Genomic DNA, 12,553 nt, shown 5'->3' with positions numbered 1-12,553 from the left:
CGACCAGTTTGCCTGTGGCCCCTCGCGCAGTTCGCCGTGTGCCTCAGGCACCAACACCCCGCCTCGACGATCTCTATCGCGCTCGCTCATCGGCAATAGCGGACGTTCTGCGCCGCACCAAGTTCCGACCGCCGGCACCCACGCTGGCCGGTTCGGTCAGCGCGGTACGAGGCATGAGAGCGCACTCGTGTCGACTGAAGCCAGTGGAAGACGCTAGAACCGCTTGCTGTAGAACGACTTACGCTGATGGAAAGTCGTTCGGCGGAACGGGCATTCACAACAGCGAGTACAGGCCGTATCGTCCGATTCATGTCGTGGTCGAAAACCGGTGGCCTTCTGCCGAGGCAGCCGCAGTTGCGGCGGTGTCCGTCGTGACCGGCTGCCACACGCTCAGAACAGATATCGTGGCTGGTTATTGAGGTGGTCCATATGGCACATCGTGTCGCCGACATTACCCAGTGGTCGGTGCGGGACCTCGAAGCCATGACCACGCTCGTCGCGATACTGCGGCCACCAGCTTCGGTTCTACCACGCCTCGGTGCGGACCTGGCCTGCGCGCTACGGTTACGGTCGGTGGCCCTGGCCAGAGCAGGTCGGTACGACGAAGCCCTGATCGACGTCGAGGAGGCGCTGCGAATCTGCCGCCGCGCGCCGCTCGTTCGGCGCATCGTCACCGAGGTTCAATTCGCTGCGGCGCTGAGCTTGCGCGCGCACGTGCTGCAGTGCGTGGGCCGGGAACGGGAGGCGGTGGACGACGCACGGAATGCACTGGTCCTGTGTCGAGGGCGGCTGTCCCACGCTCCGCATCGGTACGGCCCCGTTCTGCTGACCGCTCTGTACGAATTGGCGCGCTCCCTCGACAAGACCGGTGAACCCGGGCAAGCGCTACCCCTCGGCGAGGAACTCGTCCACATCCTGCGCCGCCTTGCCCCACGCCGACCGCGCTACGACCCCTTTCTGGCCGGGGCCCTGCATCAACTCGGTGGCTATATCTCAAATGCCGGGGAACTCACCGACGCGTTACGTGCCGCCGACGAATCCCTCCAGCTGTACCGACGTCTCGACAACAAGCGACCGGGATCCTTTGCGCTCCAGGTGGATTCGGCGACGCATAATCGGACTCTGTTCCTGGACCGGCTAAAACATCAGGGATAGAGGGCACTGGGCCCGTATCTCCTCTGCTCGCGCTGTGAATATGCCAACGGGGGCCTGGCGGCCGCCCGGCAACGGCACGTGACGGCGGCAAGGCTTTCGGTCGGTTCGCGACCCGGGACCGGTTCGCGTCCTGGAACGGCACCGCACCCCTGGACGCCTCCTCCGGCGATCAACAGCGGCAACCGCAAGATCAACCGGGTCCTGCACATCATGGCGATCGTCGAGCTGCGCTACCGCACTCCCGGCCGCATCTACTACGACGCCCGCAGAGCGGGAGGGAAGGCCTCGATGGAAGCACTGCGGGCCCTCAAACGCCGCCTGTCGAACACCGTCTACGCCCGGATGCTCGCCGCAACGTCGGGAATTAGCAGGCCCGGGAGGGCAATCGGGGACGACTACTTACTCCAGCGCGACCGGCTCCAACCCGCACACCGGTCCTTCGGAAAAGCCACATCCCGGACCCACCCACAAGGCTAGCGCTGCGCCTACACCGACGTCTTGACATAGAGGGGTGCCAGTAGCGGACGTTCCTGCGCCGCAGTCGGTCTCGTCGGCGTCTGCCCCGCGCTGGCCGGTTCGGTCAGGGCGGTATGCGGCAGGAGAGGATGTTCGGGGCGCTGGGGATCGGGGTTTCTCCGGATGTCCGCGGTGGTGGCGCCTGCATAGGGTGTTGGGGTTGTTCCGGCATCGATGAGGTATTGGGTGCGCGGTGCCGGTTGGGTGATGAGAAGGGGCGCGATGACATCGCAGGCAGGGACCGCTGCACGTACTTATGTGGTTACCGGTTCGGCATCGGGAATCGGCGCGGCGACTGCCGCATTGCTACGTGAACGTGGTGCCAGGGTTATCGGATGCGATCTCGACAACGCTGAGGTCCGGGCCGATCTGTCCACGCCTCGAGGTCGTCGCTCGCTCGTGGACCAGGTGAGTGAGCTGGGGCCGATCGATGCGGTGCTGGCGATCGCGGGCGGCGGTAGGACCGGCATGCTGGAAACGAATTATTTCGGCACTGTCGCGACGTTGGAGGGCCTTCGTCCGTTGCTGGCACGAAGTCCCGCGCCCCGAGCGGTGGCTGTGTCGTCGACATCGTCGCTGGCACCCGCGGACGAGCGCATCATGCAGGCATGCCTCGACGGCGACGAGGCTGCCGCGGTCGCGTATCTGGCCAATGATCCGGCGTCCGGTGGCGCGACCGCTGGTTACGGGACTGCCAAGCGTGCGTTGAACCGCTGGGTGCGCAATGTCGCTCCGACCGCCGAGTGGGCCGGAGCCGGCATAGCGCTCAACGCCGTTGCCTCGGGTGTCGTCGACACTCCAGCGGCAGCCTGGATCTTCGCTGATGACAACATGCGCAAGGCAGTCGAAACGGCTGCGCCACAACCCTTCGGCGGGTTCCCGGGCCGTCCGGAATGGGTTGCAGAACTCATCTGCTGGCTCGCCGGTGAGGCCAACCGTTTCGTAACCGGTCAGGTCATCTTCGCCGACGGTGGTTCGGAAGCAGCGGCGCTCGGCGACCACCACTGGCGGTAGTCCAGACACGTCGACCTGGTCCGCGTGGCAACAGCTGGACATCCTCGACTCGGCAGTTGCGGACGTTCCGCCTGCCACGGATCGGCACGGCCAGTTGACCTTCCGATGCCCCGCGCTGATCGGTACGGTCAGCGCGGTATGCGGTTGGTTAGAGGTGTCAGGATCTTGATCCGCCGCCGGCCAGACGCGCTACCTGTAGTTCGCGCAATGTCAGGTCGTAGGTGGTGGCTGGGGTATGTGGTCGGGTATGTTCACCGGTGCCGCTGAGTTCGCTCGCTGCGCGGGCGTCGAAGGGGTCGCGCCGATTTCGGTGAAAGTGCCGTGGGCGCTGCGCAGTTGGTCGCGCGTATCGCGTGGGCGACGGCGACAGCGCAGCCATTCTCCGGGTACCGGGCAGGTCGCCGATCATGTCGCGGACATCATCGGAAAGCTGGCGTGGTGCAAGCCCGCGGTGGTCGAGCATTCCTTCGGCAGGCTGCTGACCCAGATCGTCGCGATCGACGCGGCCCCCTTCCGCGGCATGCTGCCGCCGCCGATCTCAACCCGTGTTCGGAAGCCGAGGTGGACACCGAGAATCCCGAGCGCGGCCACGCCCTCACCATCAACAGCGGCCGGCAAGAGGCAGCCGAGTAAGGGCTGACGATCTCGCCGATGCGCACCTGGTCGAGCGTGCGCGATCTGACGACTTTGATTTGAGAGAGATCCAAGAGTCTCTCGTGTGTCCTTATCGCAGTGAACGTGACTCACAAGTGTCCAGTGATACTCGACACGAATCCATGGCCGAAAATGCGGTTTTTGTGGCGCGCAAAGCGGGGCGCAACGCTCCCGAAGTCACGCACAGTGATCCGGCACCGATCATTCCGAAGCGTTGTCGCCCAGCCAGTTCCAGTTGCCTCAACGAGGACCTTGGACAGGGCATCGACTACACGATCACAAGGAGTCCCACATGCCTGTCATCACCACGCCGGACGGCGTCGACATCTACTACAAGGACTGGGGCAGCGGACAGCCCATCGTCTTCAGTCACGGCTGGCCCTTGTCGTCGGACGACTGGGACGCACAGCTGATGTTCTTCGTGTCCCACGGTTTCCGGGTGATTGCTCACGACCGGCGTGGCCACGGCCGTTCGGCCCAGGTCGCCGACGGGCACGATATGGACCACTACGCCGATGACCTGGCCGCCGTCGTCACCCATCTCGACCTGTCGAACGCGGTTCATATCGGTCATTCCACCGGCGGCGGGGAGGTCGTGCGCTACCTCACGCGCCACGGACAGGATCGGGCAGCCAAAGCCGTGCTGATCAGTGCGGTACCGCCGATCATGGTCAAGACCCCCGACAATCCGGGCGGATTGGACAAGTCGGTCTTCGACGACATCCAGGAGCAGGTCGCCACCCGCCGCGCGGACTTCTTCCGCACGTTCGCCGAAGGACCGTTCTACGGCTACAACCGGCCCGGCGCACAGCCCTCCGAAGGCGTGATCGCCAACTGGTGGCGCCAAGGCATGGCAGGCGGCGCCAAAGCACACTACGACGGTGTCGTCGCGTTCTCCCAGACCGACTTCACCGAGGAGCTCACGAAGATCACCATCCCCACCCTCGTCATGCACGGGGAAGACGACCAGGTGGTCCCGATCGCGAACACCGGCATCCGCTCGGCCGAACTGCTACCCAACAGCACCCTGAAAACCTATCCGGGCTTCCCGCACGGGATGCCGACCACCGAGGCCCCGACCATCAACGCCGATCTGCTCGCATTCATTCGATCCTGAGCAGCGACCACGCCTCGAGTCCCGGTGCCGGGAACAGACCTTTCCGAACTCATCGACGAGGACCAATGCCGAAAACACGCCCCGAGCCCGTCCGCGACCCGAAGACCGATCACCTGCTCACACCCCAGAACTGCGCGATCGTCCTCATCGACTTCCAACCAGGCCAGTACGCCACGGTCGGATCAGCCACAGCCGAGGAGATCGACCTCGGCGCGGTGACCCTCGCCAAGCTCGCACACTCCTACGCGATCCCGACGGTCGTGACGACCGTCGCGGTGGACATGGGCGTCAACGAGCCGACCAACCCTGTACTCCTGGACGAACTCCCCGGTGTCACGGAGATCGACCGTACCGGGGTCAATGCCTGGGAGGACGCCGACTTCCGGGCGGCGGTCGAGGCCACCGGCCGGCGAAAGGTCATCATGGCCGGGCTGTGGACCGAAGTCTGCCTCGCGTTTCCGACACTCGACATGCTGCGCGAGGGCTATGAGATCTACCCCGTCGTCGACGCTGTCGGCGGCGTATCCGCAGTCACCCACGACATGGCGATCACTCGCATGGTGCAGGCCGGTGCCCAGCCGATCACCTCGCTGGCACTCGGCTGCGAGCTGATGCGCAACTGGGCACGCTCCGATTCGGACCTGTATCGAGTGATCATCAACGACTACTTCCGACGCAAACGGGCCACCGGAGCCGCCAAAGCGAATCTGCTGCACCACTCGGTCGGATAGTTCACCGGCCACTGGTTCGGTCAGCGCGACCAGCGGCAACCACCCAGATCGGCGACCCCGATCGGGCGGCGGAAATCCTGGTCCGGATCGTTCACTCCGACACTGTGCCCACCCACCTGCTGATGGGATCGGCAACGGCCGGTTGATCTTCTCGAGGTGCGCTGCCGGCCGGTTTGGTCAGCGCAACCCGCGGCAGATGGCCTGTCCTCGGTTGGTAGGGCAGGCCACCTGTGCGGCATGCAGTTAGACCGCGTCGGCCGCGGTGCGGATGAGGTTCACGACGACCTCCGGTCGGGAGACGTAGATGGCGTGGCTGCCGGGAGTGTCGGCGACGGTGGCGCCGATCCGTTCAGCATCCACAGCTGTGTGGCGGGCGGGATCATCTTGTCCTCGGTGACGTGCAGGTACCAACTGGGCTTGTTTCGCCAGGCGGGTCCGCTGATCGCTCCGCCTTGCGATGTCGAATGTTCGTGCCGACCTCCAGTACACCGACGATCACGAGTGGGTGCGCACCGAAGCAGACGGCACGCTGGCGATCGGCATCACCGACCCCGCCCAGAAAACCCTCGGGGACATCGTGTTCCTGGAGCTGCCCCCGGTGGGCAAGCAGGTCACCGCCGGTGAGGCCATCGGCGTCGTGGAGTCGGTCAAGGTCTCCTACGAGATCTACAGCCCGGCCACCGGCGAGGTCATCGCGGCAAACGCCGACGCCGCCGGCACTCCCGGGGAAGTGAACGCCGACGCGTACGGCACATGGCTGTACAGGATCAGGCAGGCGGCGGGCGCCTCTACCGACGGCCTGCTCACCGCCGCCGAATACGCGAGGATGGTCGGCTGACCATCGTTTTCCGAACACTCAGCGACATGGGTGGACGGTATGAGGGAAGCCGGTAACGACCCCATCATCAGTCGGCCACGATCGCGCACCGACCGGTTGAGAAGGCCGACCCGTTGGTATGCGCTGAGGTGTCGGCGCAGCACACAACCCCTGACCCCGCTGAGCCGATACGAGGGTCTCGCCCAACGTGCGCTACCGCGACGCTGCGGCGAGGCCCTCGTCCATCCGATGTGGCCAGCGTGGGATGCGCCACCTCCAGGCTCCGAGGAGTGTGGTCGTAGTCGCGGGCCTTGCCGCGAGCCGAGGACCATTGCGGGCATTCCGGGCTGGCCCAGAACAGATCCGCTGCAGGCCACTTCTCCACCGGCGCTTCACAGATATCGCCCAGGTGGTGATCGGTGTCGGGGAAGTTCGACGCGTGCGTCTCGATCGCGCACGCCCAATGGTTCGCCGCCCGCGCCCGGGCACCGCGTGCGCACCCTGACTCGACCCGCCCGCACCGCAGAACCAATCCAGAATCCTGTTGCCTACCAGCACTATCCGAGATCTCGACGACACGAACAGAACCGTGACGGTCCTTGATGCATACGCGTCAAAGGCGTTGATGCCTAAGCGTCAATCGTCGTCGCTCTCGGCGGCGACAAACGGTTCTCGGCAGACCCGCACAGGATCGGCTCCGCGTCGATGGTCTTCTGCGCCGCCCGCCCCCGCCGCGCCGGCGAACATGTGTGCACCAGCGCACGCCCGTTACGAGGCGCCTTGCCCGCCTTGCCCCCCGTCCTGGCCCTCGCCGTCGCCGTCGACCGGTTCGTGTTCGTCGCGGCGGTAGGCGACGATCGCGGCGTCGAGCGTCCGGATCTGCCGCTTGTAGGTGTCGACGGTGGCGTCGGGCACGGTCGTGACCGTCCAGCCCCGAACGGGAGTGCGTTGCACAGTGAGCCCGAACTCGCGGGCAATGTCACGAAACTTCCCGTTGTGGTAGGCGCCGGCCCGGCTGGTGTCGTCGATCCCGCGCGTGCGCGCCGCACCGTGCAGCAGCGTCCCCAGCACATCGCGCGCGCCCATCACCAGCCCTTCCCCGCCGACGAACAACTCGGGCATCACCCGCTGGCCGACCTTCCACCGGTCGGGGCCGAATTGCCCCAGTTTCTGCACGCCGCGCCGGCCCATCGATCTCGACGCCATGGTCACCACCACATCAGGGATATCGCCATGACGCGCTCGCAGATCCGCCCATACCGACTCGATCGCTACGACCAGAGGACTCTGGCATTCATGCCACACCTCCGAGAATTGATTGCTATGCCTCAATTCTCGCGAAATACGTTGCCCCACAATATCTTTGACCAGAGAAAAACCAGGTTTCGATTGATGCGCAGGCATCAGGGGATTGATCGCTATGCGTCAAATGTGTTGTCGCACAGTCATCCGAGCCGGGCCCCGGCCGGAATCTCCTCGTTGCGGTCCATCTGCCCGCATCGACGTGACGTCTGCGCTCACGCCCCGCTTGTGGTTTCGTCGCCCGACACGCCCCGCTCCCCACGCACGGCGCCATGCCAACCCGCCCCTTGTAGTCCTCTCTTTGTGGTCTCTCTTCTTCGTGGTCTCCCTCTTCTAGTTCTTCCTTCCACTCCCAACTGTTTGGTGGTGGTTTGCCTCCACCAAACCCACAGGTCACAGCGATTTCATATCGCACTTTTATCGCACAACTTGTGTGCATTCATTGTGCATCCAGGCATTCATTCCGCATTCGTTCCGCATCGAAAATGGGTGCCCCACACAGCAATAGACCCGCCCAGCATGATCACTCCCGGATTACGAGTCCACCCGCAATACCGCGGCTCTTGTTCTGTCACAGGCCCGTCAGGACCGCTCGGGTTCGGAATCTCGCGGGTGGGCAATATCCACGCTGTGGTTGCTCTGTGACAGCAGAGCAGCGAGGTCGGCCGGCGTGGCGTCGGGAAACAGCTGTCTGACAGCGATCATGCTCAGGATGCGGCCGCGTTCGGGTCCTGGCGGTAGTTTCGATGCGGCTTCTCGTGCCGACTTCATCCGTTTGGCGTTCTCAACGGCCTTGTCCAGCAGCGCGAGGTTGTCCCGCGCAGCCTTGTCAACGTCTCCGGCGCGCTTGTAGAACAATCCGGAGATCGCTGTGGGAAGTGCACCGCAGATCGTGGTGAAGATGGCAATGTCACGGCTGCCGAAGACAGCGAGGCCCGCAGCTGCCAGGAGCAGGGATACACCGAGTACACCGGACAGAAGGTAGGTCCAGAAGTAGATCGCACTCTGTCGCTTGGCATTTGTGATGTGCGCGAAGTACTCACGTGCCTGCAGCGCCTCGACACTCGGGGCGCGGTTCTTGGACCCAGGGACGTCGGCTCCGCGGGCGATGAACTGGTCGAGGTCTCTCCCAGAGGCAGGCTCAAACCTACCCGGAGACGGTCGAGTCGGACGCTGCCGTTGCGCCGAGCCGTCAGCCGACGGGCCGTAAGGCGCCGGCCGAGGCGGGATCGGTGGGCGCGGTATGGATTTCGATCTGTCGTCCGGGCGCCGGGTGGGTCGCCGCATGGGCTGTGCATTCCGCGATGGCATCTCGACGGCATCAAGGAGTTCGTCCCCCGGTAGGTCCAGTTCTCCGCCCAGCAGATCCAGTTCTTCAGCGGCTTGCAGCGAGTCGCGAGCGGTGCGTTCGATCGCTGAGAACTTCAACATCCATGAGCGGATCGTCGTGTAGATGAAGGCGGCAAGCGTTGATACTGTCCCCGCCGCGGCAGCTGTCGGGATGATCGTCTCGAACCCCATGCTGCATCCTTGCATTCACGCCCAGAGGGCCGTCAACAAATAAGCCCCCGGCCACGAAAGGCCGGGACTCGATGTTGAGATGCCGTGCGCCTCGCACGATCATGTCCTTCAGTTCACGGCTAGTCTTGCCGAACTCATTCTTGAAGTCGCCGGTCGCTCCGGCCGACACGGTCGAGATGTAAAGAGTCGATGTTCTGTAAGTCGTAGTCGGTCAACGCCTTCACGTATTCGCAGGCGGTGTCCCGGGCGGAGCGCTCGGTCGCCAGCTGGTCCCGATGATCGGAGTATCGCTGGAAAGCGAAGGCGGCCAGCGACACCGGGACGATGACCCCAGCGCTATCGCAGCGATCCGCACCGGGCGCTGCCGGCGCCGCCCTGACTCGGCCGCCGAGGTCGGTGCTGTGTCATCGCCTCGGGGTGCGGGCGCGCCGATTTGGCGATGGTCAGGAAGTTGGTGACCGGACCCGAGGTCATCGCGGTTCCGCTGACCGGAATCGCCACCTGGCTCGGCGAGAGACAGCGGTCACGATGGCACGAGCGGCCCGGCCCGGCGGGTAAGTTTTGGCGGAGACCGCGACTGCAGCCAGACATCACACAGGGAGGGACGCTGTGCCACGCATCGCCGAGGATCGGCTTCCGGCCCAGCCGAGTTCACCCGAGCAGGAGTCGCGTCGTGAGCGAATCCTGCGGGCCGCGGCCTTTCACGGGGCCGAGAAGGGCTTGGAGCGGGTTCAGATGCTCGATGTCGCCAAGGATGCCGGCGTCGCGATCGCCACGCTGTACCGCTATTTTCCGTCGAAGATACATTTGTTCAACGCGTTGTTGTCCGACCGCGTGCAGCACCTCGCCGAGACGACCCCGATGCCTCGCCCCGGCGTCGACCCGGTGCAAGCGGTCAGTGATCTACTCGTCAAGGCCGGCCGCGATCTGCTGTCGCGGCCATTGCTCGCCCACGCCATGCTGCAGTCGAATCTGGCCGCCGTCGCCCAGGCCGGTGGCGTGGTGACCAACCGCTTTCGGGACTTGATCACCCGGCTGCTGGGAATCGAGGACCCCAGCGACGCCCAAGCCCGCCTGGTGCGCATCACCGAAGCGGCCTGGTACGGGGTGCTCAACGCGGCACTGAACCACCACATCACCGCAGAGCAGGCCGAGGAGGACACCCGGGTCGCCTGCCGCAAGCTGCTCAGCGATATCGAGGAATTGGCGTAGGTTCGCGGCGCGGGCGGCCCTGGGCGCGGCCGTCACCGCGCAGCCGATGTCTCGCTCACCGAAAAGCTCCCACCTGCGCCACCGAGCCGCTCCGTAGCATCCCGCTCCATGAAATATGCGATCATCGCCCCTGTCGCCGCCGGGACCAGCGCCGACCCGGCATGGATAGCCGATTACGCCAGGCACGTGGAAGCCTGTGGCTTCGAGTCTCTGGTCGTCGTCGAGCACGCCGTGGTGATGAGCCACTACTCCAGCGTCTATCCCTATGCGTCGTCGGGAAAGATGGACCTCCCTGACAACTGCGATATCCCCGATCCGCTCGAACTGCTGGCTTTCCTGGCCGGGCAGACCACTCGGCTCGGCCTGGCGACCGGCGTGCTCGTCCTCCCCAATCACCACCCAGTCGTGCTGGCCAAGCGGCTGGCCACCCTCGACCGGTTGTCCAACGGACGGCTGCGGGTCGGTATCGGCATGGGCTGGATGAAGGAAGAGATCGAGGCATGCGGAGCCCCCTTCGATGCGCGCGGACGGCGCGCCGACGAACAGCTGGAGGTTCTCGCCAAGCTGTGGGCCGACACCTCGGCAGCCGGTATCGACCACAAGGGTGAGTTCTTCGAGTTCCGCTCTGCGATGAGCTACCCGAAGCCGCTCCGAGCCGGTGGCGTGCCGATCCACGTGGGCGGCCACACCAAGGCGGCGGCGCGCCGCGCGGGACGATACGGCGCCGGGCTGCAGCCGCTGGGAGTGACCGGTGACCAGTTGGCCGGGCTGGTCGAGCTGATGCGCGCGGAAGCCACCCGATCCGGCCGCGACCCCGAGGAGCTGGAACTATCGCTGGGACACCTGGTCTCCCGCATCGACCTCGACCGGTCCGGCCGCCTCGCCGAGCAGGGCGCCGATCGGCTTCTGCTGGCCCCGACCCCGACCCCGGACCTCCAGCAGGCGATGGACGAGCTGTCGGCCTGCGCGCAACGGCTGAGCCTGTCGTGACCGCGCTGACCACCCACGACCGAATCGCCCTGCAGGACCTGGTCCATCGCTACGCAGCAGCGGTCGATGACCGCGATTTCGCCAGGGCCGCAGCACTTTTCACCGGCGACGGCGTGCTGGAGGTGCCGAATCCGCCGGCCACGCTCGACCCGGTCACCTCCCATACCGGACCGGACGCGGTGGCCGCTGCGCTAGCTGCCGTGGACGCCTTGCCGCTGACATTCCACGCGATCGTCGGCGCGGTCTTCGATCCCGGTCCTACCCCGGCAACGGCCCTCGGGCGGGTCGCGTGCACCGCCCATCACCTGTCTCGACGCCACGACCGTGACGTCGACTTGGTCTGGCACATCGTCTACCGCGACCAGTACCGCAGCACCGCCGCCGGCTGGTTGCTCGCACGGCGCAGCCTGCACGTGGCGTTCATCGAGTCGCGGCCGGTGGCGGCGATGCGAACAGCCGGCCCACCAGCGTAGGCCACGCCGAACACAGACACCCGGTGATCAGCTGCCGCCCCACGGCGTCCGCACCCCGATCCCCCGGTCACTCCCACGGTCCGGAGGCCGTCCATCGCGCCGAGGGGCCGTCCGTCTCGAGGAGCTCCACTCAATGTCATCGTCTCGTCCCCTAGCATTCGTGACCGGCGCCAGCCGGGGCATCGGCCGCGCAACCGCGCTGGTGCTGGCGGGCTCCGGATTCGACGTCGCGTTCACCGCTCGAACCATGGTGGAAGGCGAAGGTACCGTGCCGGCCCGCACCACGCGGGAAGGCGAAATCAGCTACGCGGTGCCGGGCAGTCTCGCCACCACCCGCGCCGAGATCGAAGCATTGGGGGCGCGGGCGTTGCCGCTGCGGATGGACCTGGCGGATCCGGCCTCGGTGACCGCGGCCGCCGAGGAGTTACTGCGGAGCTGGGGAGCCCCGAATCTGGTGGTCAACAACGCTATCCGGCACAAGCCGCACGCGCGGTTCCTCGAACTGGATCTCGGCGACCTGCGAGAATCGTTGGAAGCCAATCTTATCGAGCAGATACGCCTGACCCAGGCGCTACTGCCGGCGATGATCGACGCCGGTGGCGGCACGATCGTCAACCTGTGTTCGGGCTCGGCCGTCGTCGATCCCCCGGCCCCGCCCGGCCAAGGCGGCTGGGGACTGGGCTATTCGGCGGCCAAGGCAGGTTTCGGGCGCCTGGCCGGCGCCATCAACGCCGAACACCGCGGCGACGGAATCCGCGCGTTCAACATCGAGCCGGGATTCGTGATCACCGAATCGGGGGCCGCCCGGGGAGGCACGGCGGATATCAAAGCCAGCGGCTTCTCCGGGTCCCCTTCGGATGCTTCGGGCCGCGTAATCGCCTGGCTGGCTTCGGCACCGCGCGCCGAAACCGACCCACTCCTGGGAACGTTGATCAACGCGCCTCGCCTCGTCAAATCTCTGAGCACCGATAAACCACGCTAGACCGAGTCGGCAATTCCTCCCGTCCGCAGCGGAAATGCCGGCCCAATTCGCTTGTCCCGGTGAGCAGAA

The 12,553-nt window shown here is 65.7% G+C and carries 13 protein-coding genes; 9 read left to right on the top strand and 4 right to left on the bottom strand.

Annotation, left to right across the window (positions count from 1 at the left end):
• The first annotated feature begins 429 nt into the window (after positions 1-429).
• Both AB0L60_RS37075 and AB0L60_RS37070 read left to right on the top strand, forming a co-directional pair.
• Complete coding sequence (locus AB0L60_RS37075) at positions 430-1,155, top strand: tetratricopeptide repeat protein (RefSeq protein WP_364624163.1); 726 nt, start codon at positions 430-432, stop codon at positions 1,153-1,155.
• A gap of 702 nt (positions 1,156-1,857) precedes the next feature.
• Positions 1,858-2,685 carry an SDR family oxidoreductase gene (locus AB0L60_RS37070; protein ID WP_364624161.1) on the top strand — a complete coding sequence of 276 codons (828 nt, stop codon included), beginning with the start codon at positions 1,858-1,860 and terminating at the stop codon, positions 2,683-2,685.
• 405 nt (positions 2,686-3,090) lie between these two features.
• On the opposite strand, the gene AB0L60_RS37065 is transcribed toward AB0L60_RS37070, so the two are convergent.
• Positions 3,091-3,276 (bottom strand): hypothetical protein, encoded by a 186-nt coding sequence (locus tag AB0L60_RS37065; RefSeq protein WP_364624159.1) that lies wholly within the window; start codon positions 3,274-3,276, stop codon positions 3,091-3,093.
• A gap of 355 nt (positions 3,277-3,631) precedes the next feature.
• Between AB0L60_RS37065 and AB0L60_RS37060 the strand changes: the two genes are divergently transcribed.
• The 3 genes from AB0L60_RS37060 to gcvH all read left to right on the top strand — a co-directional run bounded on the left by AB0L60_RS37060 (position 3,632) and on the right by gcvH (position 6,025).
• Positions 3,632-4,456 (top strand): alpha/beta hydrolase, encoded by an 825-nt coding sequence (locus AB0L60_RS37060; RefSeq protein ID WP_364624157.1) that lies wholly within the window; start codon positions 3,632-3,634, stop codon positions 4,454-4,456.
• 65 nt (positions 4,457-4,521) lie between these two features.
• Entirely contained in the window at positions 4,522-5,187 is a 666-nt protein-coding gene (locus AB0L60_RS37055) for an isochorismatase family protein (protein ID WP_364624155.1), read from the top strand.
• 457 nt (positions 5,188-5,644) lie between these two features.
• Entirely contained in the window at positions 5,645-6,025 is a 381-nt protein-coding gene (gene gcvH, locus AB0L60_RS37050) for a glycine cleavage system protein GcvH (RefSeq protein ID WP_364624153.1), read from the top strand.
• Positions 6,026-6,772: 747 nt separating this feature from the next.
• Here gcvH and AB0L60_RS37045 read toward each other — a convergent pair.
• The 3 genes from AB0L60_RS37045 to AB0L60_RS37035 all read right to left on the bottom strand — a co-directional run bounded on the left by AB0L60_RS37045 (position 6,773) and on the right by AB0L60_RS37035 (position 9,144).
• Positions 6,773-7,408, bottom strand: a complete 636-nt coding sequence (locus tag AB0L60_RS37045; protein WP_364624151.1) for a hypothetical protein — start codon at positions 7,406-7,408, stop codon at positions 6,773-6,775.
• Positions 7,409-7,888: 480 nt separating this feature from the next.
• Complete coding sequence (locus AB0L60_RS37040) at positions 7,889-8,827, bottom strand: hypothetical protein (protein WP_364624149.1); 939 nt, start codon at positions 8,825-8,827, stop codon at positions 7,889-7,891.
• Between the two features lie 134 nt (positions 8,828-8,961).
• On the bottom strand, positions 8,962-9,144 hold the full coding sequence (locus tag AB0L60_RS37035) for a hypothetical protein (RefSeq protein ID WP_364624147.1): 183 nt from the start codon (positions 9,142-9,144) through the stop codon (positions 8,962-8,964).
• Between the two features lie 292 nt (positions 9,145-9,436).
• Here AB0L60_RS37035 and AB0L60_RS37030 point away from each other — a divergent pair, with 292 nt between their 5' ends.
• From AB0L60_RS37030 to AB0L60_RS37015, 4 genes are all read left to right on the top strand, one after another.
• On the top strand, positions 9,437-10,039 hold the full coding sequence (locus AB0L60_RS37030; protein ID WP_364624145.1) for a TetR family transcriptional regulator: 603 nt from the start codon (positions 9,437-9,439) through the stop codon (positions 10,037-10,039).
• A 108-nt stretch (positions 10,040-10,147) separates the two neighbouring features.
• Positions 10,148-11,029 carry an LLM class F420-dependent oxidoreductase gene (locus AB0L60_RS37025; RefSeq protein WP_364624143.1) on the top strand — a complete coding sequence of 294 codons (882 nt, stop codon included), beginning with the start codon at positions 10,148-10,150 and terminating at the stop codon, positions 11,027-11,029.
• Positions 11,026-11,502 (top strand): nuclear transport factor 2 family protein, encoded by a 477-nt coding sequence (locus AB0L60_RS37020; protein WP_364624141.1) that lies wholly within the window; start codon positions 11,026-11,028, stop codon positions 11,500-11,502. Before AB0L60_RS37025 ends, AB0L60_RS37020 begins: the two co-directional genes overlap by 4 nt.
• Before the next feature lie 160 nt (positions 11,503-11,662).
• Positions 11,663-12,484 (top strand): SDR family oxidoreductase, encoded by an 822-nt coding sequence (locus AB0L60_RS37015; protein WP_364624139.1) that lies wholly within the window; start codon positions 11,663-11,665, stop codon positions 12,482-12,484.
• The last annotated feature ends 69 nt before the right edge of the window (positions 12,485-12,553 follow it).

Source organism: Nocardia sp. NPDC051981, from assembly GCF_040680715.1.
Classification (GTDB): domain Bacteria; phylum Actinomycetota; class Actinomycetes; order Mycobacteriales; family Mycobacteriaceae; genus Nocardia.
Note: the sequence above shows the minus strand (reverse complement) of the source record. Positions and strands in the feature narration are given on the sequence as shown.